This is a genomic window from Chromobacterium sp. FG22 (genome assembly GCF_057809415.1).
The window spans coordinates 150,208-175,033 of record NZ_JBMDJX010000009.1 but is presented as its reverse complement, the minus strand read 5'-3'; the positions used below and the strand labels follow the sequence as shown (position 1 = coordinate 175,033).

General features: G+C 67.6%; 23 protein-coding genes. 8 read left to right on the top strand and 15 right to left on the bottom strand.

The window, feature by feature from the left end:
- The first annotated feature begins 270 nt into the window (after positions 1 to 270).
- The 8 genes from ACODSD_RS11540 to ACODSD_RS11505 all read left to right on the top strand — a co-directional run bounded on the left by ACODSD_RS11540 (position 271) and on the right by ACODSD_RS11505 (position 8,167).
- Positions 271 to 1,137: a FliM/FliN family flagellar motor C-terminal domain-containing protein gene (locus ACODSD_RS11540; protein ID WP_107798658.1), complete on the top strand. Its 867-nt coding sequence runs from the start codon at positions 271 to 273 to the stop codon at positions 1,135 to 1,137.
- A 31-nt stretch (positions 1,138 to 1,168) separates the two neighbouring features.
- Positions 1,169 to 1,531: a flagellar motor switch protein FliN gene (fliN, locus tag ACODSD_RS11535; RefSeq protein WP_107798657.1), complete on the top strand. Its 363-nt coding sequence runs from the start codon at positions 1,169 to 1,171 to the stop codon at positions 1,529 to 1,531.
- Entirely contained in the window at positions 1,531 to 2,295 is a 765-nt protein-coding gene (gene fliP, locus ACODSD_RS11530) for a flagellar type III secretion system pore protein FliP (RefSeq protein WP_233246655.1), read from the top strand. Before fliN ends, fliP begins: the two co-directional genes overlap by 1 nt.
- Before the next feature lie 257 nt (positions 2,296 to 2,552).
- Positions 2,553 to 2,825, top strand: coding sequence for a flagellar biosynthesis protein FliQ (gene fliQ, locus ACODSD_RS11525; RefSeq protein ID WP_043590304.1), 273 nt, complete (start codon positions 2,553 to 2,555; stop codon positions 2,823 to 2,825).
- Between the two features lie 2 nt (positions 2,826 to 2,827).
- Positions 2,828 to 3,607, top strand: a complete 780-nt coding sequence (gene fliR, locus ACODSD_RS11520; protein WP_227104215.1) for a flagellar biosynthetic protein FliR — start codon at positions 2,828 to 2,830, stop codon at positions 3,605 to 3,607.
- A complete protein-coding gene (flhB, locus tag ACODSD_RS11515; protein WP_107798655.1) occupies positions 3,600 to 4,742 on the top strand; it encodes a flagellar type III secretion system protein FlhB in 1,143 nt (380 codons plus the stop codon). The genes fliR and flhB overlap by 8 nt, the downstream gene beginning before the upstream one ends.
- Positions 4,739 to 6,829 carry a flagellar biosynthesis protein FlhA gene (locus ACODSD_RS11510; protein WP_227104217.1) on the top strand — a complete coding sequence of 697 codons (2,091 nt, stop codon included), beginning with the start codon at positions 4,739 to 4,741 and terminating at the stop codon, positions 6,827 to 6,829. The genes flhB and ACODSD_RS11510 overlap by 4 nt, the downstream gene beginning before the upstream one ends.
- 474 nt (positions 6,830 to 7,303) lie before the next feature.
- A complete protein-coding gene (locus ACODSD_RS11505) occupies positions 7,304 to 8,167 on the top strand; it encodes a helix-turn-helix domain-containing protein (RefSeq protein WP_158274251.1) in 864 nt (287 codons plus the stop codon).
- 83 nt (positions 8,168 to 8,250) lie between these two features.
- On the opposite strand, the gene ACODSD_RS11500 is transcribed toward ACODSD_RS11505, so the two are convergent.
- The 15 genes from ACODSD_RS11500 to ACODSD_RS11430 all read right to left on the bottom strand — a co-directional run bounded on the left by ACODSD_RS11500 (position 8,251) and on the right by ACODSD_RS11430 (position 24,778).
- Positions 8,251 to 10,053 (bottom strand): ATP-binding response regulator, encoded by a 1,803-nt coding sequence (locus ACODSD_RS11500; RefSeq protein WP_488877433.1) that lies wholly within the window; start codon positions 10,051 to 10,053, stop codon positions 8,251 to 8,253.
- Complete coding sequence (locus ACODSD_RS11495; RefSeq protein ID WP_158274250.1) at positions 10,053 to 10,523, bottom strand: putative pterin-binding protein; 471 nt, start codon at positions 10,521 to 10,523, stop codon at positions 10,053 to 10,055. Before ACODSD_RS11495 ends, ACODSD_RS11500 begins: the two co-directional genes overlap by 1 nt.
- A 253-nt stretch (positions 10,524 to 10,776) precedes the next feature.
- The gene (locus ACODSD_RS11490) at positions 10,777 to 11,037 is read right to left on the bottom strand and encodes an acyl-CoA-binding protein (protein ID WP_019101840.1); all 261 of its coding nucleotides are present in this window, start codon (positions 11,035 to 11,037) and stop codon (positions 10,777 to 10,779) included.
- Positions 11,038 to 11,378: 341 nt separating this feature from the next.
- Positions 11,379 to 12,098, bottom strand: a complete 720-nt coding sequence (locus tag ACODSD_RS11485; RefSeq protein ID WP_488877432.1) for an energy transducer TonB — start codon at positions 12,096 to 12,098, stop codon at positions 11,379 to 11,381.
- A 96-nt stretch (positions 12,099 to 12,194) separates the two neighbouring features.
- A complete protein-coding gene (locus tag ACODSD_RS11480; protein ID WP_107800060.1) occupies positions 12,195 to 12,929 on the bottom strand; it encodes a thioredoxin fold domain-containing protein in 735 nt (244 codons plus the stop codon).
- 24 nt (positions 12,930 to 12,953) lie between these two features.
- Positions 12,954 to 14,105, bottom strand: a complete 1,152-nt coding sequence (locus ACODSD_RS11475) for a UbiH/UbiF family hydroxylase (protein WP_227104223.1) — start codon at positions 14,103 to 14,105, stop codon at positions 12,954 to 12,956.
- Positions 14,106 to 14,116: 11 nt separating this feature from the next.
- Positions 14,117 to 15,280, bottom strand: coding sequence for an FAD-dependent oxidoreductase (locus ACODSD_RS11470; protein WP_488877431.1), 1,164 nt, complete (start codon positions 15,278 to 15,280; stop codon positions 14,117 to 14,119).
- A gap of 40 nt (positions 15,281 to 15,320) precedes the next feature.
- Positions 15,321 to 16,616, bottom strand: a complete 1,296-nt coding sequence (locus tag ACODSD_RS11465; protein ID WP_488877430.1) for an aminopeptidase P N-terminal domain-containing protein — start codon at positions 16,614 to 16,616, stop codon at positions 15,321 to 15,323.
- Between the two features lie 87 nt (positions 16,617 to 16,703).
- The gene (iolB, locus tag ACODSD_RS11460) at positions 16,704 to 17,513 is read right to left on the bottom strand and encodes a 5-deoxy-glucuronate isomerase (protein WP_235087506.1); all 810 of its coding nucleotides are present in this window, start codon (positions 17,511 to 17,513) and stop codon (positions 16,704 to 16,706) included.
- Positions 17,510 to 18,430 carry a myo-inosose-2 dehydratase gene (gene iolE, locus ACODSD_RS11455; RefSeq protein WP_235087503.1) on the bottom strand — a complete coding sequence of 307 codons (921 nt, stop codon included), beginning with the start codon at positions 18,428 to 18,430 and terminating at the stop codon, positions 17,510 to 17,512. Before iolE ends, iolB begins: the two co-directional genes overlap by 4 nt.
- 14 nt (positions 18,431 to 18,444) lie before the next feature.
- Entirely contained in the window at positions 18,445 to 20,301 is a 1,857-nt protein-coding gene (gene iolD, locus ACODSD_RS11450; protein ID WP_488877429.1) for a 3D-(3,5/4)-trihydroxycyclohexane-1,2-dione acylhydrolase (decyclizing), read from the bottom strand.
- Complete coding sequence (locus tag ACODSD_RS11445) at positions 20,298 to 22,256, bottom strand: bifunctional 5-dehydro-2-deoxygluconokinase/5-dehydro-2-deoxyphosphogluconate aldolase (RefSeq protein ID WP_488877428.1); 1,959 nt, start codon at positions 22,254 to 22,256, stop codon at positions 20,298 to 20,300. The genes iolD and ACODSD_RS11445 overlap by 4 nt, the downstream gene beginning before the upstream one ends.
- A gap of 329 nt (positions 22,257 to 22,585) precedes the next feature.
- Entirely contained in the window at positions 22,586 to 23,380 is a 795-nt protein-coding gene (locus ACODSD_RS11440; RefSeq protein WP_486635573.1) for an ATP-binding cassette domain-containing protein, read from the bottom strand.
- On the bottom strand, positions 23,367 to 23,636 hold the full coding sequence (locus tag ACODSD_RS11435; protein WP_488877427.1) for a hypothetical protein: 270 nt from the start codon (positions 23,634 to 23,636) through the stop codon (positions 23,367 to 23,369). The genes ACODSD_RS11440 and ACODSD_RS11435 overlap by 14 nt, the downstream gene beginning before the upstream one ends.
- Positions 23,633 to 24,778, bottom strand: a complete 1,146-nt coding sequence (locus tag ACODSD_RS11430) for an ABC transporter permease (RefSeq protein ID WP_235087491.1) — start codon at positions 24,776 to 24,778, stop codon at positions 23,633 to 23,635. The genes ACODSD_RS11435 and ACODSD_RS11430 overlap by 4 nt, the downstream gene beginning before the upstream one ends.
- Between the last annotated feature and the right edge of the window lie 48 nt (positions 24,779 to 24,826).

Below are 24,826 nucleotides of genomic sequence, written 5' to 3'. Positions count from 1 at the left end.
CACAAACTCTGACGTGAATTTTCCCCCTTTACCCAACGGCGGCAGCCAGTAAGATGCACACTCCATAAGGTTTAGCCTGCCGTTTGCCTCCGTCCGCGAGCCGCGAATTTAGTACCTTCTAGTACAGTTCGCATCCAGCGCCGCAGAGGGCGGGCCGGCCTTGATGAACACCAGGACGCCGCGGTTTAAGCGCCGCGCCCCTGCCGTCGCCCGCGCGCGCCGGCCGGGCGCGCCGGCGGCGCCAAGCCCACGCCTTCACCGAGAATCGAGATGCCAAGAGCCAGAATCATTTCGCAGCATGACGGCGCCCAATTGCCGGCTCTCGACCTGCGCACGCTGGGACGGCCGTTCCATCTGCTGCCCGTCTTCGGCAAAGCCCTGCAAGAAGAGCTGGCGGATTTCCTGCAGCAAGAATTGAACCGCCGCTACCACGCGCGTTTCCACATCCGCGCGCTGGAACAGGCGCAACCGGCCGCCGACGAGCGCCGCTGGCTGTGGCACGCGCTGGACGGCTGCCAGCTGGGCAGCCATATCGAACGGCCGCTGCTGCTGCGCTTGCTGGACTACCGCTTCGGCGCGCCGACGGCGCAGCCGGACGCCGACGCCGCCGCGCCGGCGGAGACCGAAACCGAACGCCGGCTGGCGCGCAGCCTGGCGGAACGGCTGCTGCCGCGGCTGCTGCAATGCGTTTTGCGCCTGGACCGCCAGGCCGGCGGCCTGCCGCCCGGCCCGGCCGACTGCGCGCTGCTGCCCTTCGTGCCGCCCGGCACCGGGGTCTGGGAGATCCGCCTGGACATCGGCGACGGCGAGCACGCCGTCGGCGCGCTGCGCCTGCAACTGGACGCCGCCTGCTTCGAACGGCTGCTGAAAAACCTGTCCGGCCGCCGCGACAGCGCCGACGCCCAGGCCGCGCCGGCGGACACCTTCCGCGACCGGCTGCGGGTGCGGCTGCAAGCGCGGCTGCTGGATCGCGAAATGGCGCTGGGCGACATCATGGACCTGCGCCCCGGCAGCGTGCTGCCGGTGACGCTGCAGGCCAGGAGCGAAGTGCTGGTCGGCGCTTCGCGGCTGTTCGACGCCGAAGTGGCCGAGCAGCACGGCAAGCTGTGCCTGACCGGCTTTGTCGCCAGCGAATGACTCTACACACACAGAACAAGCAAGGATTAGCATGGACTTGAACGACGATTTCGACCTGGGCGGCGTGCTGGACGGCCTGGACGGTCAGAACGACGCGGACGCCAAGCCGGCGGACGACGCCGCGGCGCGCCGGCCGCAACGCGACATGACCCAGTTCCTGCGCAAGATCCCGGTCCGGCTGACGCTGGAAGTGGGCGGCGCCGACATCTCGCTGGCCGATCTGGTCAATATCGAAAACGGCTCGGTGGTGGAGCTGGACAAGCTGGCCGGCGAACCGCTGGACATCAAGGTCAACGGCACGGTGATCGGCCGCGGCGAGGTGGTGGTGGCCGGCGAGAACTACGGCCTGCGGGTGGTGGAGCTGAACGATCTGGAACTGGACAGCCTGGCCTGATGGGACTCTTGAAGAAGCTGCGCCCCCTGCTGCGACCCGGCCTCATCGCTGCGGGGCTTTGGGCGCTGGCCGCCGCCTGTCAGGCCGAGCCGCTGAAGCTGCTGTCGGCCAACGCCGGCGGCACGCCGGTGGATTTCACCATCAAGACTCAGATCCTGATCCTGATGACCTTGCTCGGGCTCTTGCCCGTGCTGGTGCTGATGATGACCAGCTTCACCCGCTTCATCATCGTGCTGTCCCTGCTGCGCCAGGCGCTGGGCCTGCAGCAGGGCCTGCCCAACCGCATCGTCACCGGCGTGTCCTTGATCCTGACCCTGCTGGTGATGCGGCCGGTGGGCCTGGAGGTGTGGAACCACGCGCTGCAGCCCTTCGATCAGGACAAGATCACCATGCAGCAGGCGCTGGAGATCGCGCAGAAGCCGATCAGCCGCTTCATGCTGGCGCAAACCAGCAAGACCGCGCTGGCGCAGATCGCCAGGCTGTCCGGCGAGGAAAAGATCAGCAATCCGCAGGACCACGCCTTCGCGGTCAAGCTGGCCGCCTTCGTGCTGTCGGAGTTGAAGACCGCGTTCCAGATCGGCTGCATGCTGTTCATCCCCTTTCTGGTGATAGACCTGGTGGTGTCCAGCGTGCTGATGGCGATGGGCATGATGATGCTGTCGCCGCTGGTGATTTCGCTGCCGCTCAAGCTGCTGCTGTTCGTGCTGGTGGACGGCTGGTCGCTGACGGTGAACACCCTGGTCACCTCGATACAGGCGTATTGAATTGAGCACAAATTTTTTGCCACGGAAACACACGAAAGACACGGACAAATTCAGAAAAACACAAAATCCTTTGTCATGGATATCCGCCGTGGCATACGGAAATAGCGCTTTTCGAAGCGCCGAACATAAGGCGTACACAACACAGGCATGGAGTCATTGATTTTGAATTTCCCGTGTTTTTCCGTGTGCTTCCGTGGCTAAAAAAGTTTTTACGCTTCCGCGGCTCATTGATCATCTTGACTAACTAACAGGCGTTTATGCTCACTCCCGACATTGCCGTCGACATCGTCAACGACAGCCTGCGCGTCGTCGTCACCCTGGTGGTGTTGCTGATCCTGCCCAGCCTGATCGTCGGCGTCATCGTCAGCCTGATCCAGGCCGCCACCCAGATCAACGAGCAGACGCTGTCCTTCCTGCCGCGGTTGCTGGTGACCTTGCTCACCATCGCCATCGCCGGCCACTGGATCACCGGCTTCCTGATGGATTTCTGCGTGGCGATGTTCCAGCGCGCCGCCGGTCTGGTCGGATAGCCGTGACCGGCCTCTACGCCCAGCTGCTGGACCTGATCCCGGCCTTCTGGTGGCCGTTCTGCCGGCTGATGGCCGCCTTCAGCGTGGCGCCCTTCATCGGCGAGGGCATGGTGCCGGTGCGGGTGCGCATCGGCCTGGCGCTGGCCTTGTCCGCCGCCACGCTGCCGGCCACCCTGCCGCTGCCCAAGCTGGACCTGTTCTCGCTGGCCGGCGTCGCCGCCAGCATCGAGCAGGCGGTGATCGGCCTCGTCTTCGGCCTCGCCTTTCAGCTGGTGCTGGCGGTGCTGGCCGTGCTCGGCTTCCTGGTGTCCTCGCAGATGGCGCTGTCCATGGCGGTGATGAACGACCCCGGCAACGGCAATTCTTCCGATGTGGTGTCCAGCCTGCTCTACCTGCTGGGCGCCATGATCTTCTTCTCGCTGGACGGCCATTTGCTGCTGATCCAGGTGGTTTACGCCAGCTTCCAGGCCTGGCCGGTGGGCGGCGGCGTGCCGGCCGCCTCGCTGTCCATGCTGGCCGGCGGCGTGGCCTGGGTCTTGTCCGCCGCCATGCTGCTGGCGCTGCCGGCGGTGTTCGCCACCTTCGTGGTGCAGGCCGGCGTGGGCATGATCAACCGGGTGGCGCCGTCGCTGAACCTGTTCTCGCTGGGCTTCCCGCTGATTACTCTGTTCGGCCTGGGCACGCTGGGCCTGGTGGCGCGCTTCATCCCCCAGCAATACCTGAACCTGAACGAACAGATGCTGCGCCTGCTGGACGGCATGTTGAGGGCCGGCCATGGCTGAGGGGCGCGGCGGCGACAAAACCGAAAAGGCCACGCCGCACAAGCTGCGGCAGGCGCGCAAGCAAGGCCAGGTGCCGCGCTCGCGCGATCTGGCCGCCGCGCTGGGCCTGTTGTTGGCGCTGAAACTGGCTTTCTGGCTGATGCCGCAGTGGCTGGACGAATTCCGGGAATTGTTCGCGCTGGCCTTCGCCCCGCTCTCCGGCAGCGGCGCGCTGGACAACAGCTGGTCCAAGCTGTTCGCCGGCACCTTGCTGCTGCTGGTCAAGATGGTGCTGCCGCTGGCGGTGATTCCGCTGTGCATGATCGTGGTTTCGCTCTATCCCGGCGGCTGGGTGTTCAGCCTCAACCATCTGCAGCCCAAGCTGGAGCGCTTCAATCCGCTGGCCCACTTCGGCCGCATCGCCTCGGCGCGGCACGCCAGCGAGATCGGCAAATCCATCGCCAAGGCGCTGTTGCTGGGCTGGGTGCTGTACCGGCTGAGCCAGAGCGCGCTGGAAGACTTCTTCGCCTTGCAAGGCGCGCCCTTCGCCACCGCTCTCGCCGGCAGCGCCGAGCTGCTGATCAACGCGCTGCTGACCCTGACCGCGGTGTTCATGCTGTTCGCGCTGATCGACCTGCCGCTGCAAATCCTGCTGTTCATGAAGCAGCAGAAGATGAGCAAGCAGGAAATCAAGGAAGAGTACAAGAGCACCGAGGGCCGGCCGGAGATCAAGCAGCGCATCCGCCAGATCCAGATGCAGATGGCCCAGCGCGGCGTGCGCAAGGCGGTGCCCACCGCCGACGTGGTCATCGTCAACCCGGAGCACTACGCGGTGGCGCTGAAATACGATGAGGAGCGCGCCGAGGCGCCCTTCATCATCGCCAAGGGCCTGGACGAGATGGCGCTCTACATCCGCCAGGTGGCTCAAGAGCATCAGGTGGACATCGTGCCGCTGCCGCCGCTGGCGCGCGCCGTCTACCACACCACCCAGGTCAACCAACAGATTCCCGCGCCGCTGTACCGAGCGGTGGCGCAAGTCCTGACCTATGTCATGCAACTCAAGGCCTTCCGCAACGGATCGCGCCGCAGCCAGCCGCGGCTGCCGGACGATTTGCCGATCCCGCGCGACATGGCCGATCCCAGAACCGCATCATGAACGCTTTCACTCGACTGCTGGCCGACATCGGCCGCCACAAGATCGCCGCCCCGCTGTTTTTGCTGGCCATACTGGCCATGGTGATGCTGCCCTTGCCGCCGATGGCGCTGGACATGCTGTTCACCTTCAACATCGTGCTGGCCATCATCGTCATCCTGGTCAGCGTCTCCGCCAAGCGGCCGCTGGACTTCTCCGCCTTCCCCACCATCATCCTGGCCACCACCCTGCTCAGGCTGTCGCTGAACGTGGCGTCCACCCGGGTGGTGCTGCTGCACGGCCATGAGGGCACCCACGCCGCCGGCCGGGTGATCGAGGCCTTCGGCCAGGTGGTGATAGGCGGCAACTTCGTCGTCGGCATGGTGGTCTTCGTCATCCTGATGATCATCAACTTCATGGTGGTGACCAAGGGCGCGGAACGGATCTCGGAAGTGTCCGCCCGCTTCACCCTGGACGCGCTGCCCGGCAAGCAGATGGCCATCGACGCCGACCTCAACGCCGGCCTGATCAATCAGGAGCAGGCGCAGCAGCGCCGCCGCGACATCGCCACCGAGGCCGATTTCTACGGCGCGATGGACGGCGCGTCCAAGTTCGTGCGCGGCGACGCCATCGCCGGCATCCTGATCCTGATCATCAATCTCTTCGGCGGCGTGGCCATCGGCGCGCTGATGCACGGCCTGTCCGCCGGCGACGCCTTCCGCCAGTACGCGCTGATGACCATAGGCGACGGCCTGGTGGCCCAGATCCCGGCCCTGCTGCTGTCCTCGGCCGCCGCCATCATCGTCACCCGCATCAGCGACGACGGCGACATGCAGGAGCAGGTGGGCAAGCAGATGCTGGCCTCCCCCACCGTGCTGATGAGCGCCGCCGGCATGATGCTGGTGCTGGCCGCCATCCCCGGCATGCCCTGGCCCACCTTCCTGGGCTTCGCGCTGCTGCTGGGCTTCGTCGCCTGGCGGATGCACCGCCGCCAGCAAGTGCTGCCGAACCAGCCGGACCCGGCGCTGGCGAAAAGCGCGCTGGCCGGCGACGCCGACATCGAACTGGAATGGGGCGCCCTGCCCTATGTGGACACGCTGGGCGTCAATCTGGGCTACAAGCTGGTGTCGCTGCTGGACAAGAGCCAGGGCGCGCCGCTGGCCAAGCGCGTGCGCGGCGTGCGCCAGAGCCTGAGCGAGGGCATGGGCGTGCTGATGCCGCCTGTGAACCTGCGCGACGATCTGCGCCTCAAGCCCTCTCAATACGCCATCCTGCTCAGCGGCAACACCGTGGCCGAGGGCGAGGTCTACGCCGACCGGCTGATGGCCATCCCCTCGCCGGAGCTGTACGGCGAAGTGGACGGCATGCCCGGCGTGGACCCGGCCTACGCGATGCCGGTGACCTGGATCCTGCCCGACGACAAGAGCAAGGCCTTGGGCCTGGGCTACCAGGTGGTGGACTGCGCCAGCGTGGTGGCCACCCATCTGAACAAGGTGATGCGCGAGCATCTGGCCGAGCTGTTCCGCCACGACGACGTGGCCGCCATCAACGAGCGGCTGTCGGCGCTGGCGCCCAAGCTCGCTTCCGCGCTGAACCAGGCGCTGCCGGCGCCCTTGCAGCTCAAGGCCTACCGCCAGCTGCTGACCGACAATGTGTCGCTGAAGGACATCGGCCCCATCGCCAACGCCCTGCTGGACGCCAGCGAAAGCAGCAAGGACCCCATCATGCTGGCGGCCGAGGTGCGCTGCGCGCTGAAACGCCAGATCGTGCAATCCATCCTGGGGCCGCGCGGCGAGATGAAGGCCTTCAATCTGTCCGCCGATCTGGAAAACCTGCTGCTGGGCGCGCTGAGCCAGGCGCAGCAAACCGGCAAGCCGCAGCTGGACAGCTTCCCCATCGACCCCAACGTGCTGCAACAGCTGCAGGCCAATATGCCGGTGGTGCGCGACCAGATGAAACAGCTGGGCCACGCGCCCATCCTGCTGGTGATGCCGCAGATCCGCCCGCTGCTGGCGCGCTACGCGCGCTTGTTCGCGCCGGGCCTGCACGTGCTGTCCTACAACGAAGTGCCGGAAACCCGCGAAGTCAGCCTGACCGGCACCCTGGGCTGAGCGCCCGCCCACGATCAACCCCGCCGCGGGCGCGCGTCGCCGCGCCCGCACGCTCTTCGCATGATATGCGAAATTACAACACCCTCTTCCCCAAGCCGTCCGCCTCCGCCCAAGCCGCCATCCACCCAATAAAATCAGACACCTAGCCGCCCTTCACCGGCCAAGTCTTACTAGGCCACAGGCATAACACAGCTCGAATCTGTACCAAGGAACAGGTTTCAATCTGTATGCCCAATTTTAAAATGAAAACCTTTTTTGCATTTTCAGCGAAAATTTTTCGCAAATTTTGCAAAAGCTGACTAATATCGGCTAAGTAGAAACCCCAGCGTCGACGTGCCCGCCCCTGCCCGGAAGGCCATCCGCCCTCCGCTCGCCGCCGCCGATAATGAAGAAAGACAGCAGCCCTCCGCCCGCGCCGGCGGCAAGCTGCGGACCAGAACGACCCGATAGTCGCCCTACTCCAAAGACATGCAAATGACACAGAACAAGCCAACCACTGAAATCATCAACGCCAATATCCGCACGCATCTGGAACAGCGCGGCCTGGCGGAGTCGCAACAGGTCAGCCTGATCGAGGAAGTGCTGGGCCTGAGCGCGTCGCAAACCTACCGCAAGCTCAACGGCAGCAGCCAGTGGCAGTTGGGTCAATTGGAGAAGCTGGCGCAATACCTGGGCCTGCCCACCTCCGAGCTGCTGGTGTCGCAAGACAACCGCCGGCCGGTGCGGGTGCCGGACGCCGACCTGATCCCGGCCATCCTCCACCTGACCGACCACACCGAGGAAGCCCATTGCTGGATACAGCTGGGCGACGTGGTCCAGGACGACTCCATCTCCCCGCTCTTGCTGGCGCGCCGCCAGGGCGACAGCTGGCATGTGTATCCGGGCAGCCACGACCGCTGCATCAACGGCCACGAAGTCACCTATCTGGCGGTGCAGCCGCCCAAGCGCGCCAACAACAAGCGGCTGCTGGTGGCGGTGCTGGACGATATGGACGCCGACATCCTGGCGGCGGTGCTGGTGCGCCAGGGCCTGTTCGCCCTGCCCTACGAGTCCCCGTCCGAGCTGCTGGCCGCGCTGCCGCACGAGGAGTTCGACGCCTTCGTGCTGGACTGGGTGCTGGGCGACGACGATTGCATGAAAGTGATAGAAACCATACGCCAGCGCTCGGCCACCGTGCCCATCATCGTGCTGACCGGCCACGCCGAGGAATACGAATCCGCCTTGCAGCAGGCGCTGCGCATCCAGGGCGTTTACTACATCGGCAAGCCCACGCCGGGCTCCATCCTGGCGCTGCAGATCACCAATGTGGTGACCGCGGCCCATGATCTGGAAGTCTGAGCAGACCCGCTCCAGCCGCCGAGCGACATGAAAAAGCCCTGGATCTCCAGGGCTTTTTTCTGTCCGGCCATGCGCCGCCGCGTTCAGCCGCGTCTGGCCACCACGTCCAGCATCTGCCGCAGCTGGCCGGCGTCGAAGGGTTTGGCCAGGATGCCGGCGAAACGCTGGGCGCGCGGATCCTGAAACGCCTCCGGGTAAGCGCTCATGCCGACGACGGCGGTCTGTTCGGCGCGCCGGCCGCTCCAGGCCCGCTCCGCCACCTGATAGCCGCTGTCCGCGCCCAGATGCATGTCCAGCAGCACGGTGTCGAAATCGGCCCGCTCCAGCGCCTGCTCGGCCAGCGCCGCCGTCTCCGCGGTGGCCACCTGGTAGCCGTCGCGCTGCAGCAACTCGGCCAGGGTGTCGCGGATATCGGCGTCGTCGTCCACGATCAGCACCGACTGCGGACCGGCCGACTCCAGCGCCTGCACCGGCAGCCGCACGGTGAAGCAGGCGCCCTTGCCCTCGGCGCTGTCCAGCTCGATGCAGCCGCCGAACAGATTGACCAATTCCTTGACGATGGACAGGCCCAGGCCGCAGCTGCCGGCGCGGCGGTGCTTGCCCTGGATGAAGGGCTGGAAAATGCGCTGCTGATACTCCAGCGGAATGCCCACGCCGGTGTCGCGCACCTGCAGCACCAGTTCATGGTGGCCGGTGGCGCGCAGGCAGGACACGCTGACCGTCACCGCGCCGCTGTCGGTGTAGCGGATGGCGTTGGACACCAGATTGCCCACCACCTGGCGCAGCCTGACCTCGTCCAGCACCACCTTGGCCGGCAAGGGCCCGGCCTGGTAGTTCAGCGCCAGGCCCTTGGCGTCGGCCAGCGGCCGCATCACGTCCATGGTGGCTTGCAGCACCTCGGCCAAGGGCATGGGCTGCGGATTCATCCGCAGCTTCATATTGCGGATGGCGCTGATGTCCATGATGTCGTGCACCTGGGCCGACAAATGCGACACGCTGGTTTTCAAACGCTGCAAGGCGGTGCGCGCGGTCTTCTGGCCGTCCGCCACCGGCTCCAGCAGCTCGATGCACACCTGCATGGACTGCAAGGGCGAGCGGATCTCGTGGCTCAGCGTGGCCAGGAAGGTGGTGCGGTCCAGCTCCATCGCCACCGTGGCCTGATGCGCGGACTGCTCCTTCTCCAGCAAGGCCTGTTTGGCGCTGGCCAAACGCTTGACCGAGCTGTAGCGCGACAACAGCAGGATGACCGCGCAGATCACGCCCCACAGCACCGATTGCAGATACAGCACATTGCTGCGCTGGCGGTCCAGGTCCTCCAGCCGCTCGGTGCGGCTCTTGACCTCGGCCACCCTCGCCTCCACGGCGAAGGCCATCAGTTGCGGCCGCAGCAGATCGATGCGCTCCAGCAGCGCCGGCGCCGAGTCCAGCGCCGGGTGGCTGAAGGCGGGGTCGTTGAACAATTGCTGGTAATCCGCCACCAGGGTGTCGAAGCCCTTCACCTGGCGCAGCAACATCTGCACCCGCACCGGCGCCGGTTCGGCAAACACGTGGAAACGGCTATTGGCCACTTCCAGCCGCCGCAACAACTCGTCTTGCTTGATGCGCCCGGCCTGGAAACCCACCAGCGCGGACTTGGCGCGCTCCATTTCCAGCTGGAACTGCGCCACCGACCAATACAAATCCTCGCTGCTATTGGCCACGGAATTGACCTTGCCCAGCTGGCTGATGCTGTAATACATGCCGCCGGCGGCGGTGATCAGCACCAGCAAGCCCACCCACAGCATGCGCCGGCCCTCCGGCCAGCCGCCCCAGCCGGAAATCAGCCGCCGCAGGCGGCTGAGCCAGCCCGGCGCGGCGGCGGACGACGCTTGATTGTCCTGGTCCATCAGTTCACCACCAAACCGTCTATCTGCCAGATCAGCTTGGCGTCCAGCGCCGGCCCCTTGGCCGAATCCGGCATCTGCTCCAGCGGATACATCAACCACAAGGGCCCGTAGCGGGCCACGTTCATCGGCTGCTGATTGAAGCGGCGCGCCAGGATGGCGCGATACTTGACCAGCTCGCTGACCGGAATGGAATAGGTATAGTCGTTGAGCGCCACGAACTGGGCCTGGTGGCCGTAGGCGCCCACTTTATTCAGAATGTCCCGCACCAGCGGCCCGCTGAAGGTAGCCTTGGGCGTCCAGCTGGTGGCGGTGACCAGCGAAGTTTGCGGCAAGGCCATCAGCGCGCTCTCGCGGAACTCGTACACGCCGCGCGCCGAATCGGTGAAATGGCTGATCTTGCCCGACACCACCAGCAAAACCGGATCGTCGCCGGCCCGGCACGCTTGCGCCAGCAGGGCGAAAACCAGCAAGCAAAAGACTCTCTTCATCTTGGCCAACGCTTCACTTGATTGAAAAACCGTACCGCCGCGCGCTGCTGGGCAACAGCCGGCGGCAGTTGAGAACCCGTTCGCGATCCGCGGGCCGCTTCGGCCGCGGCGCCCGTTTCGCGGGCTTGCCCCGCGGGATGGCGAACAACTTCTAAAAAAAATCGGCACGCGGGACCGGTGCCGCTTCGCCGCCGCAAACGGCGCCGCCCGCGGGCGGCCCGTTCTGGCGGCCGGCTTACTCTTCCAGCAGACGCTTCACCACGTCCACGTATTCCTGCTTGGCCTCGTCGCTGCCCTTGCCTTTCAGCTTTTCCCAGGCGTCGAATTTGGCGCGGTTGATGAAGTCCATCATGCCCGGGCGCTCGCCGGCGGCGTCGCCTTCGGTCGCCTGCTTGAACAGCGCGTACAGCTGCAACAGGGTCTGGTTGTCCGGACGCTCGGACAGGGTCTTGACATCGGCCTGAGCCTGGGTGAACAGAGTCTGCAGATCAGACATGGGAATTCCTTTGTTGAAGACCGGGACGTTCGTACGCCCCTGATTGGAGATGTTAGCCTCCGGCAAGCAGCGCCGGAGAGCGGAATTTACCACGAACCCGCGCCCTTGGTCAGCCGCCGGCCCGGCGTCCGGCCTCAATTTTGTTCCACCGGCCCGCTCCAAGGCCGCCCTGGCCCGGGAGAGCCTTGAACAGGCTTAAGAACGTGTTCGCGATCTCGCGAGCTAAGGCGAGACAAGGCGAAAACGTCTGAGAAAGCGGAGTGCGCGCGCGGCGCATGAGCCTTTCGAAGGGGCGCTCACCGTGCAACGCCCCACGACGCGCGGCGGATCGTAAACACGTTCTAAGGCCGGCCCGGCGCCGCCGTTTCCGTCAACGGCGCCGTCTCCAGCAGAATTCGTTTATAGCTCTTCACCGCAATGCCGTCTTTGCGCGCAGGCAAGAAGCGCGCGCGCCGGAACGGCTCCAGCTGCGCGTCGCCGTCCGCCGGCGCCGCGCCCGCCCATTGCGCCGCGTCCACCCCGCCCTGCTCATTGATATAGACGCGCAGCTCGAACACCGGCGGATCCCCAGGCATATCGGCCAGTATCGGCGGCACGATGGGCTCCAGCGGCTCCGCCAGGCGCTCCAGCTGTCCGGCCGGATAATAAAGGTCCAGGCCCAGCCGCTGCGGCAGCCCCTCATCGGCGGCGGCGGCTTGCTCGCCGTTTGCCGCCGGCGCGGAGGCTTCCGGCGCGGGGGCGGACGTGGCCGCCGGCAGCGTCTCCTGCCGCGGCGCCGACGCCTCCGCCAAGACTTGCGACGCCCCGGGCCAGGTCATAGCCGGCGGCAGAGCGGCCGGCTCCGCGGCAAGGCCGGAAGCCGCGGGCCGGACCGCGTCCCGCGCCGCGCTGGCAGCGGGCGGCGCGGCGGACAGACGCACGCTCAGACCGGAAACCGCGCCCTGCGCGCCGCCGGCCGGCCACGGCGCGAACAAGGCCAACCCGTGCAAGGCCAGCGACAGCGACAGGCCCAGCAACAGGCGGTCGCCGTCGGACAAGCGCCGGCCCGGCCGCGCCGTCATCGCCGCCCGCCAGGCGCGACAACGGCCTGCCCCGGCGTCGCGCGGACGCAGGGGCAGGCCGTGGAATTCCGCTTAGCGGCGCCTGCCTTCATGCGCTCACTTGGCGTTGAGCAGCTTCTCGATATCGTCGCCATCGATCGCGCCCGGCACCAGCTGGCCGTTGGCGAAGATCAGGCCCGGCGTGCCGGTGATGCCCAGCTTCTCGCCCAGCTGCTGAATCTTCTCCAGCGGAGTGTCGCAATTGTCCGGACCGGTCAGCGGCTTGCCGTCGCGCATGAAGCCGGACCAGGCCGCCACTTTGTCGGGCGAGCACCAGATCTGCTTGGACTTGCGCATCGCGTCCGGGTGCAACTGGGACAGCGGGTAGAGGAAGGTGTAGATGGTCACGTTGTCCAGGTTCTTCAGGCCTTCGCGCTCCAGCTTCTTGCAGAACGGGCAGTCCGGATCGGAGAACACCGCCAGCTTGCGCTCGCCCTTGCCGCGCACTTCCTTCAGCGCGTATTCAAACGGCAGCGACTTGAAGTCCACCTTGTTCAGCTCGGCCATTTTCTTCTCGGTCAGGCTTTCCTTCTTCACCGCGTCGATCAGATCGCCGACAAACAGATAGCTGGCGTCGGCGTTGGTGTACACCACCTGCTTATTGTCCACCACCACCTCGAAAATCCCTTTCACCGGGGTGGCGCTCACCGCCTTGACCGGCTTGCCGGGGAAACGGCCTTCAAACGCCTTCTTCACGTCGCCGGCGTTGCCGCTGCCGGCGGCTTGCGAGCAAGCGGCCAGCGCCATCATCAGGGAGGCGCCCAGCGCCAGGGACTTCAGGTTCTTCTTCATCAATCTTTATCCTTGAAAGGAGGTTCAGTAACCAATCGCCTGCCGAGCGAATTGCCGCTTCAAAGGCTTCAGGCAATTGGTCAGGTTCAAGCCGGTGTTGCGCAGCCAGGACAGGCCCGGCCCTTGGGCGTGAAACAGCTGGAACAAGCCGTCGCAGCCCAATTGCATGGTTTTCACCGCTTCGCGCCGCCGGCGCTCGTAACGGCGCAGCAGCATCCAGTCTCCGGCGTCGCGTTCGCCGGCCAACAGCGCGGCCAATTGCGCCGCGTCCTGGAAGCCCAGGTTCACCCCCTGGCCGGCCAGGGGATGCACGGTGTGGGCCGCGTCGCCCACCAGGACCACGCGTTCCGCCGCCACCCGCTCCGGCTGGATCAAGCGCAGCGGAAACGCCGCCGCGGGGGTGAGACAGGTCAACTCGCCCAGCTCCCGTCCTCCGGCCGCCGCCACCGTCGCCGCCAGTTGCTCCGGCGGCAGCTCCAGCAAGCGCGAGGGATCAGAAGTTGACCACACCATGGAAATTCGGTTCCCGGCCATGGGCAGCCAGGCCAGGATGCTGTCGCCGGTGAACCATTGCCGCGCCACGCCGCCGTGCGGGCGTTCGCAGTCGAAATTGGCCACCACCCCGCTCTGGCCGTAGGGTTTGACGCTGGCGTTCAAGCCGGCCTGCTCGCGCACCCAGGAGTTGGCACCGTCGGCGCCGGCCAGCAGTGCGGCGCTCAGCCGGCGGCCGTCTTCCAGCGTCAGCTCCGCGCCCAGCGCGTCGGCGCGCAGCGCCTGCGGCTTGATGCCCGCCAGGCAATCCACGCCGGACGCCGCCAGCCGCCGCCACAAGGCGGCCAGCAGCCAGCGGTTCTCTGCGATCCAGGCCAGCGCCGGCTCGCCGGCGTCGCTGGCGGCGAACTCGATGCGGCCGCCGGCGTCGCCGCGCACGTCCATAGCCTCGATCGCGCCCAGGCGCTCGGCGCCGGGCCAGGCGTCCAGGCTCTCCAGAAAACGGCGATTGGCCGGGCTCACCGCGTAGATGCGCGCGTCCCAGCCCTGGTCCAGGTCCTGAAGCTCGGGCGGCCGTCCTTCGAGCAAGGCCACCCGCTTGCCCGCGCGGTCCAGCGCCAGCGCCAGGCTGGCGCCCACCAGGCCGCCGCCGACCACGATCACGTCGTACTGCAATGCTTTCACATCCGCTCCCATCAGACGCCGAACACCAAATGGCTGGCGAACTTGCGCCGCAGCGGCGGCAGCGCGTCCAGCGCGCTGAGGCCGACGCTGCGCATCGCGCTGACCACCGGATGGTGGCCGTCGAACAATTTGATCAAACCGTGGGTGAAGCCCACCACCGCGTGGCTGTCCACCCGCCGCGACGCCGCGTAGGCCGCCAGCGCGGCGGCGTCGCCGGGATCGGCCGCGCCGGCCAACGCCGCGCTGAGACCGGCGGCGTCGCGCAGGCCCAGGTTCAAGCCCTGCGCCGCCACCGGATGCATGGTTTGCGCGGCGTTACCTATCATCGCCACCCGGCCGCTGACCACGCGGTTGAGCTGCTTCAACGCCAGCGGAAACGCCGCGCGCGGCCCCACGCTCAGAATGCGGCCTTGCCGCTCGCCGAAGGCCTGCTGCAAGGCGGCGGCCACCTCGGCGTCGTCGGCCGCCTGCAAGCGGGCGGCGTCCTCCGCGCTGCGGGTCCACACCAACATATAAGCGTCGCCGTGCGGCAACAGGGCCAGCGGCCCGTCATGGGCGAAGCGCTCATAGGCCACGCCCTTGGGCGGCAATTCGGTGCGCACCTCGGCCAGCACCGCGCACTGACGGTAATCGTGGCTCAGACGCTTGACGCCGGGCAGGCTTTCCGCCAACGCGCCGCCCTCGGCCATCACCGCCAGCCGGCAGGTCAACACGCTCTCGCCGGCGTCCGACTCCACCGTCGCCACCGCGTAATGGCTGAGGCTTTTGACCGCCCGCACCCGGTGCCGCCACAACACGCGCACGCCGGCGCGCTCCAGCGCGCCGCCCAGCGCCGCCACCAGCGCCGGATAATCCACCACCGCGCCCAGGTGCGGCAGGCCCACGTCCTCGCCCTGCAACAGGGTGCGGCCGCAAGCGCCTTGCTGCGACACGTGCACGCTGTCGATCACGGACGCCGGCAAATCCTCCGGCCAGGCGCCGGCTTCGCGCAGCAGTTCGCGGCTGTGCCAGGACAGCGCCAGCGCCCGCGCGTCGCGCACCGCCTCGTCGCGGCCGCGGGCTTCCACCAAGGTCACCTCGCGGCCGGCGCGCGCCAGCCGCAAGGCGGCCAGCGCCCCCACCGGGCCGCCGCCTATGATCACCACATCCGCATGTTCATTTATCTGTTGCTGCATTCTGTTTCCTCCTGTTTCCTCGGGACACAGGCTCCGGAATTCAATCCTGATTCATCAGCGCCTCGATCTCGTCGATGCGCTTGGGCACGCCGCCGGTATAGACCTCGCAGCCCTGCTCGGTGATCAACACATCGTCCTCGATGCGCACGCCGATATGGTGCAGCGCGGCCGGCACCCCGTCCGCCGGGCGGATGTACAAGCCCGGCTCCACCGTCACGCACATGCCGGGCTGGTAAGCGCGCCACAGGCCGTTGCGCTTGCGCGCGCCCACGTCGTGCACGTCCAGGCCGATCAAATGGCCGATGCCGTGCATGTAAAACTGGCGGTAGGCGCCGGATTCGATCACCCCGTCCACGCTGCCTTGCAGCAGCCCCAGGTCCAGCATGCCCTGGACCAGCACCGCCAGCGCGGCGTCGCCGGACGCGTTCCAGGGCACATTCGGCCCCAAGGCGGCGATGGCCGCCGCCTGCGCCGCCAGCACCACTTCGTAGACATCGCGCTGCGGGCCGCTGAAACGGCCGTTGATCGGGAAGCTGCGGGTGATGTCGCCGGCGTAGCCTTCCAGCTCGCAGCCGGCGTCGATCAACAGCATCTCGCCGTCGCGCAGCAGGCCGTTGTTGGCGCAGTAATGCAGGGTGCAGGCATGGGCGCCGCCGGCGACGATGCTTTCGTAGGAAGGCTGGCGCGCGCCGCGGCTGACGAAGGCGTGCAGGATTTCCGCCTCGATCTGGTATTCATGCAGGCCGGGCCGGGTGGCGCGCATCGCCTGCACATGGCCGGCGGCGGAAATCTCGCCGGCGCGGCGCAGCAGCGCGATCTCGCTGTCGTCCTTGATCAGGCGCATCTCGTCCAGCAGCGCGTGCACGTCGCCGTAGCAGCTGGGCGCCGGCGCGCCGTGGTAGGCGCGCTGGCGCAAGCTATCCAGCCAGCCATTGACGCGCACGTCGAATTTGGCGTCGCGTCCCAGGCTCCAGCACAGCCGGCCGCAACCGGACAGCAGCTCCAGCATCCGCGCGTCCAGCTCGGCGACGGGATAAGCCTCGTCGAAACCGAAAGCCTCGGCCGCCGCCTGCGGCCCGTGGCGGAAGCCTTCCCAGATTTCCATGTCCGGATTCTTGTCGCGGCAGAACAGGATGGACTTGCCGCTGCGCCCGTCCAGCACCAACACCGCTTCCGGCTCGGCGAAACCGGTCAGGTACAGGAAATGGCTGTCCGGGCGATAGGGATAGAAATTATCGGCGTTGCGCACCGCTTCCGGCGCGGTGGGCAGCACCGCGACGGCGTCGCCCAGGGCGGACAGCAGGCGGGCGCGGCGTGCGGCATGAGGCGTGGGCATGGCGGAATCCAGGCAAGGGACCGACGCGGTCGTAAAAGCGGCAGTTTACACCGCCGCCCGCGCCAACCCAAGCCCCGCCGCCGCGCCTCAGGTCGCGGCGGACAGCATCCACTCATGCGCCGGGTCGTTGTGGAAGCGCCATTCGCGGCGCGGCCCGGCCATCACGTTGAGGTAGTAGGATTCATAACCGTGCGGCACGCACACCGGATGATAGCCGCGCGGCACCAGCATCACGTCGCCGTCCTCCACCGCGTGGGATTGGTCCAGATCGCGCTCGTCGGTGTAGACGCGCTGGAACACGAAGCCCTGCGCCGGGCTCACCCGGTGGTAATAGGTTTCCTCCAGCTGGCTTTCCGCCGGCAGCGCGTCGCGGTCGTGCTTGTGCGGCGGATAGCTGGACGAATGACCGGACGGGGTGCGTACTTCCACCACCAGCAGGCCGTCCGCCTCCGCCTGCTGCGGCAGGATGTCGGTGACGTAGCGGGTGTTGCTCCCCTGCCCGCGCACGCTCTGCGCCATGTCCTGCGGCCGGATCAGCCGCGGCGGCCGGATCAGCGACCGGCCCGGCGCCGAGCACAAAGCCACTTCCGCCGCGCCGCGGGCGACGATGCGCAACGCACAGCCGGCGGGAATATAAGCCGCCCACGGCGCTTGCCCGTCGAACACATCGGCGCGGCCGCCCACGCCCGGCCAGCGCTGTTCGCCGGCGATGAGGTCGACGACGCCGGCCAGCACCACCACACAGCATTCCCGTTCCGCTTGCAGCCAGTCCTCGGCCTCGCCGTCGGCCAGGCGCAAGGCGCGGAAACCGACATGGCGCCAGCCGGCGGAGGCCGGGGTGATGTCGGCGGCGACGCGGCCGGCCGTCGCCTTGACGCGCAAATCAGGCTGATTCATGCGCAGCTCCTTTCCGGCGCGCCGGCGCGGATGGCGGCCACCAGCCCGGCCAGGGTGCGGAAGCCCAGATCGGCGTAGCGGTAGCTGGGCGCCACCACCGGGTCCTGCTCCGCCTCCACCACCAGCCAGCCGCGATAGCCGTGCTCGGCCAGCATGCGCAGCAGGGCTTCGAAATCGATGACGCCGTCGCCGGGCACGGTGAATACGCCGTTGAGCACCGCTTCCAGGAAGCTCCAGCCGCGGTTGCGCGCCAGCCGCGCCACCTGCGGGCGGATGTCCTTGCAATGGACGTGGACCACGCGGCCGATATGGCGGCGCAGCACCGCTAACGGTTCGCCGCCGGCGAAAGCGATGTGGCCGCTGTCGAACAGCAGGCCCACTTCCGGGCCTGTGACCGCCATCAGCGCGTCCACATCGTCCGGGGTTTCGACGTAAGCGCCCATATGGTGGTGGTAGGCCAGCGTCAGGCCGTGGCTTTGCAGATGACGGCCGAAGGCGTTCAGCCGCTCGCCGTAGTCGCGCCATTGCCGCTCCGAGCCAAAGCGCGGGCGCTGGCTCAAGGGCCGCGGCTGGCCCTGTATCGCCTGGGCCACTTCGCCGTAGACCATCACCCGGCAGCCGCTGGCGGCCAACAGCCGCAGATGCGGTTCCACGGCGGCGATTTCCTCATCCACGCCGCGCTCGGCCAGACGGCCGGAATGCCAGCCGGACACGCATTGCAGGCCGTGCGGCGCCAGCGCCGCCGCCAGCGCTTCCGGCTGGCGCGGGAATTTATTGCCCAGCTCAAAACCGCGGTAGCCGATGGCCGCGCCTTCGGCCAGCGCCTGTTCCAGCGAGATTTCGCCGCCCAGCGACGGCAGGTCGTCATTGCTCCAGGAAATCGGATTGATGCCGATTTTCACGTCGAATGCATGCATTGCGCTGTTCCCCGCTATTCGTATTGACGCCGGCGCAGCCGGTCTTCGTACGCCTGGCGCGCGGCGCGCACCTCGGCCCGTTCCGATACCTCCGGCACCGCCACTTCCCACCAGCAGCCGCCGGCCTCGGTGGTGCGCGCCGGGTCGGTGTCGATCACGATCAGATAACTGCGTTCCGCGGCGCGGGCGCGGACCAGCGCCGCCTCCAGGCCGGCGATGTCGGCCACGTGCTCGGCCTCGGCGCCCAGCGCGCGGGCATGGGCGGCGAAATCCACCCGCGGCGCGCCGTGGCGGCCCTGGCGGCAGTCGTCCAGCAGATTGTTGAACGGCGCGCCGCCGCAGGCCTGCTGCAAGCGGTTGATGCAGCCGTAGCCACGGTTGTCCAACAGCACCACGATCAGTTTCTGGTCCAGCATCACCGAGGTGGCCAACTCGCTGTTCATCATCAGATAGCTGCCGTCGCCCACCATCACGATGACTTCGCGCTCCGGCCGCGCCATCTTCACGCCCAGGCCGCCGGCGATTTCATAGCCCATGCAGGAATAGCCGTATTCCAGGTGGTAGCCGCCCGGCGTCGCCGCGCGCCACAGCTTGTGCAGCTCGGCCGGCAGGGTGCCGGCGGCGCAGACCACGATGTCGTCGCGCTCGGAGCCGGGGTGGCGCTGCACCGCGCCGATCACCTCCCCATCGTAAGGCAGGCCGTGCGGCTGGCGCTGGCCGGTGACGCGCGCCGTCTCCGCGCGCCAGTCCTCGGCCAGCGCGCGCGCCTCTGCGCTCCAGCCGGCGTCGGCGCTCCAGCCGTCCAGCCGCGCCGACAGCGCGTCCAGGCATAGCGCGGCGTCGCCGCTCAGGGCCACGGCGTCGGCCTTGATCCCGTCCAGCGCGTTGACGTTGACGCTGAGCAGCCGCGCCTGGTGGAACAGCTGCCCGGAGCCGGTGCTGAAGTCCTGCAAACGGCTGCCCAGCGCCAGCACCAGGTCGGCCCGTTCCGCCAGCCGGTTGGCGGCCGGCGAGCCGGTGACGCCGATCGCGCCCAATTGCAGCGGGTGGTCCCAGGACAAGGCGCTCTTGCCGGCCTGGGTCTCGGCCACCGGCGCGCCGTGGCGCTCGGCGAAGGCGCGCAAGGCCGCCGCGCCGCCGGCGCTGTAGAGCACGCCGCCGCCGGCCACGATCAGTGGCCGCCGCGCGGCGGCCAGCGCCCGCGCCGCCCGCTCCAGCGCGTCCGGTTCCGGCGGCGGCGCGGCGATGCGCCATAGCCGCGGCCGGAACCAGTCGGCCGGATAGTCCCAGGCCATGGTCTGCACGTCCTGCGGCAACGCCAGCGTGGCCGGCCCGCATTGCGCCGGATCAGTCAGCACCGCCAGCGCGCGTGGCAAGGCGCTGAGCAGCTGCGCCGGGTGGACGATGCGGTCGAAATAGCGCGACACCGGCCGCAGGCAGTCGTTGACCGACAGCGTGCCGTCCTGCGGCGCTTCCAGTTGCTGCAGCACCGGGTCCGGCGCGCGCGACACGAACACGTCGCCGGGCAAGAGCAGCAAGGGCAGCCGGTTGACGTGGGCCAGCGCCGCGGCGGTGACCAGATTGGTGGCGCCGGGGCCGATGGAGCTGCTCACCGCCATCATCCGGCGGCGGAAATGGGCTTTGGCGTAGGCGATGGCGGCGTGGGCCATGCCCTGCTCATTGTGGGCGCGCCAAGTGGGTAGGCTGTCGCCGGCCTGCTGCAGCGCCTCCCCCAGACCGGCGACATTGCCGTGGCCGAAGATGGCCCACACACCGGCGAACAGCGGCAGCTCCTCGCCGTCCAGTTCCACCCGCTGCGCGGCCAGATAGCGCACCAGCGCCTGGGCCATGGTCAAACGCATCGTGCTCATCGCGCACCCTCCTGGCTGAGCGCGCGGCCGGCTTCGCCGCGCTCCTCGCGCCACACCGCCACCAGCTCGGCGAAACGCGCGCCGGCCTCGGCCACCAGGCCGGCATCGTCGATCTCGCCGGCCAGCCAGCGTTCGGCCGGCCGCTGAAACAAGCTGCGCCCCACCATGAAGCCGCGGCAGCTGCGGCTGGCGCGCGCGGCGGCGAAGCCCTGGCGCAGCGCGTCCAAGGGCGCGTTCAGCCCCAGCAGCACCACGCCGCGGCAATAGGGATCGCGCTCGGCGATCAGTGCGTCCAGCACCGGCCATTGCGCGGCGGCGGGCGGCTCCAGTTTCCACCAGTCTGGATAAACGCCCAGGTTGTACAGGCGCTTGAGCGCGCGGTAGACGGTGTCGTCGGCGCGCGGCAAATCCTTGGACGGGATGATTTCCAGCAGCAATTCGTGGCCGCTGGCCTGGGCGGCGTCGTAGAGCGCGCGGACCTGCGCCTCCTGCTCCAGCCGGTTGTCCAGCTCATCGTCCGGGTGGTACTGGACCAGGCATTTGATCACCTGCTCGCGCGGCCAGGCGTTCAAGGCGCCGGCCATCGCGCGGCCTTGCTCGAACACCAGCGGATTGGAGCCGGGCAGCTCCACCGGCCGGCCCACCCACCAGCCGCGGCCGGTGGCGGCGGACAGCGCGTCGGCGCCGTAGCGCTCGTCGATCAACACCCCCACCCGCCCGTGCAGATTCAGCCGCTGCTCGACGTCGGCCACCGCTTGCACCAGCAGTTGCTTCAAACGCGGCAGCCGCGCCTCGTCCGCGCCCGCCGCGCGCGCCAGTTCGAAGAACTGGCTGCGGTGGTCGAAGGCGAACACGCACAATTCGTCCCAGCGCGGCCGCGCCGCGCTGACCCGATGCAGCCGGCTCAAGGCCGCGTCCTCGCCCGGCCGCCGCATCGGCGCGGCGAGAAAGCGCTCCAGCTCGGCCGGGGTCGGCATCGCCGGCGCGCAGCCGTGGCGCGACACCACCAGCGCGCCGCAGGCGTTGGCGCGGCGGCAGCATTCGGCGTAGTCGCCGCCGCGCAGCCAGGCGGACAGGAAGCCGGCCAGGAAGGCGTCGCCGGCGCCCAGCACATTCATCACCTCCACTGGCGCGCCGGCCACGCTGAAGGCGTCCTCGATGCGCGCCGGCACCGCGTCGGGAATCACCGCGCAGCCCAAGGGCCCCAGCTTGACCACCAGCACCGCCCGGCTCAGCGCGCGCACCCGGGCCAAGGCCGGCATCAGCTCGGCCACGCCGCCGGCGATCAGGAACTCCTCCTCGGTGCCGACGATGAGGTCGAACTCGGGGAGTAGCTTCTGCAAATGAGCGCTGACCTCCTCGCTGGCGATGTAGCGGGTTTCGCCGTCGCCGCGGCCGGCCAGGCCCCACAGCACCGGCCGGTAATCGATGTCCAGTACCGTGCGCGCGTCGTGGCGGCGCGCGTATTGCAGCGCGCGGCGGCTGGCCGCCTCCACCCCGGGCCGCGACAGATGGGTGCCGGTGATCAGCAAGGCCTGGCTGCCGGCGATGAAGTCCTCGTCGATGTCCTCGACGCCGAGCGCCATGTCGGCGCAGTTTTCGCGGTAGAACAGCAGAGGAAAGGTGTCGCGGTCCTTGATGCCCAGCAGGGTCAGGGCGGTCAGCCGCTCCGGGTCCACCCTCACCTGGCTGACGTCGCAGCCTTCGGCGCTCAGGGTCTTGAGCAGGAAGCGCCCCATCTGCTCGTCGCCGACGCGGGACAACATTGCCGATTTCAAACCCAGCCGGGCCGCGCCGAAGGCGATGTTGGCGGAGGAGCCGCCCAGGTATTTGGCGAAGCTGGCCGCGTCTTCCAGCGGCGCGCCCAGCTGCTGCGCGTACAGGTCCACCGCCAGCCGGCCCAGGCAGACCAGGTCGCGGTCGCGGCCGCTGGCGAAACGGGTGGTGTTTTGCATTCATCCTCCTTCGAAAGCTTGATTGGCCACGGAATACATAAAGAGACATCAGCAGGCATTTTTAGCCACGGAAACACACGGAAATACACTGACAAACCCAACAAAACCTTGGGGGTTCTTTAACTTGGGGGTCGTAGTTGGCGCTATTCGTTTTCCGCTTTTTTCCGTGTGCTTCCGTGTATTTCCGTGGCTCAAAATCCAAAACGCCAACCACGAAACCCACGAGACAGCACGCAAGCCACGTTTGTATCCACGCTGTCTTTTTCCGTGTCCTTCCGTGTGTTTCCGTGGCTAAAAATGGTTTCGTGGATTTCGTGGCGATACCGTTGTTAGATATGGACGCCGTCCAGCTCGGCCATCAGTTTCTGCATTTCCGCGCCGCCGGCCATCATGTCCAGCACCTCCTCCTTGCTGACCGCGTCCTTGGCGTAAGTGCCGAGCGAGCGGCCGCGGTTGAGCAGGGTGAAGCGGTCGCCTATCGGGTAAGCGTGGTTGACGTTGTGGGTGATGAAGATCACCGAGATGCCCTTGTCTCGCGCCTTGGAAATCAGCTTGAGCACATTGACGCTCTGCTTGACGCCCAGCGCGGCGGTGGGCTCGTCCAGGATCAGCACCCGCGCGCCGAAGTAAATGGCGCGGGCGATGGCCAGACATTGCTTTTCGCCGCCGGACAGGGTGCCTATCGCCTGATGCGGGTCGCGGATATGGATGCCCATTTCCGCCAGCTTGTCGCGCGCCACCTCGCCGGCCAGTTCCAGATCCAGCACCGGCAGCAGACCCAGCCATTTCTTCATCGGCTCGCGGCCCAGGAAGAAATTGCGCGCCACCGACATCAGCGGCACCAGGGCCAGGTCCTGGTAAACGGTGGCGATGCCCTGGTCCAGCGCCTGGCGCGGCGAGTCGAAGCGCACCGGCTGTCCGTCCACCCGGTATTCGCCGCCGCTGGGCCGGTGCACCCCGGCCAGGGTCTTGATCAGCGTGGACTTGCCGGCGCCGTTGTCGCCCAACAGGCAATGCACCTCGCCGCGGCGCAGCTGCAGATCCACCTGCTGCAAGGCGATCACCGAACCGAAGGTCTTGCTGACCTGGTCCAGCTCCAGGATGTAGTCGTCACACGGTTTCATCTTCGACTCCTTGCGGCCCGCGGCCAGGATTGTTCGGCGCAGCGGCTGCGGCAAGGCGCGCCGACGCGGGCAGTGCATTGAGTACGGCAAGGAAGCGCAAGGCCGCCACATCGTTTTGCCGGCTCGACCTCGGTCCGTCACGATCGGAAAAATTCAGCGCAGCGGCTGCGGCAAGGCGCGCCGACGCGGACAGTACATTGAGTACGGCAAGGAGGCGCAACGCGGCCGCAGGGATTTTGCCGGTCGTGACCATCATTTGGCCTCCGTCACGCGGCGTCGGACATAGTGATTGAACAACACCGCCATCAGCAGCATCAGGCCGAGGAAAACGCGGAACCAGTCGGAATTGATATTGGTGTAGGTGATGCCGATCTGCACCACGCCGAAGATCAGCGCGCCGAAGCAGGCGCCCACCACCGAGCCGTAGCCGCCGGTGAGCAGACAGCCGCCTATCACCGCGGCGATGATGGCCTCGAACTCCTTTTGCAGGCCGCGGTCCGCGGCGGCGGAACCGACGTCGCACACTTGCAGCACCGCGAACAGGCAGGCGCAGAAGGCGGTGAACATGAACAGGCCTATCTTCACCTGCTTGACCGGCACCCCCACGTTCTTGGCGGCGTTGGCGTCGCCGCCGGCGGCGAAGATCCAGTTGCCGATCCGGGTGCGCGCCAGCACGAAGGCCGCGATCGCCGCCAGCGCCAGCCACCACAGCAGCACCTTGGGCACACCGGCCGCCGCCGCGCCGCCGTCCGGCAAGGAAGCGATGGCGCCGATGCCGGCCAGCCAGTGGAACAGGCCGGCGCCGACATGGCCGACGAACAGCCATTGCGCCAGCGGGTCCGCCGCCGCCAGGTCGCCGACGCCGCTGACGATGGTGCGGTTGGCGAACAGAATGGACAGCGCCAGCGTCAGGCCGCGCAGGATGAACAGAAAAGCCAGGGTGACGATGAAGGACGGCAGCCGGGTCTTGAGCACCAGATAGCCGTTGAGCCAGCCCACCGCCAGCGAACCGGCGAAGGCGAACAGGACGGCCAGCCAGAACGGCCAGCCGAAGTACAGCGGCGGGATCGCCACCATCATGCCGGCGAAGCCTATCATCGAGCCCAGGCTCAGATCGAACTCGCCGGCTATCATCAGCAGGCAGGCGCCGATGGCGATGATGCCGAGATAGGCCGCCACCTGCGACCAGTTGACGATGCCGTCCACGGCGAACATGCCGGAACCGCCGGCGCCGACGCCGAACACCGCGAACACCAGCACCGCGCCGGCGACGGCGGCGAATTCCGGCCGCCCCATCAGCCGGTCGAACAGCGACAGCCGCCGCACTCTTTCATCATCGCCGGGCGGCGCCATGCGGATGCCCGCGGCCTTGCCCGGGCTGGCCTTGCTCATGCTCATAGCTATGCTCCTCGCCCCGCAGCCGTCGCGGCGCCGGGCGTCAGATCC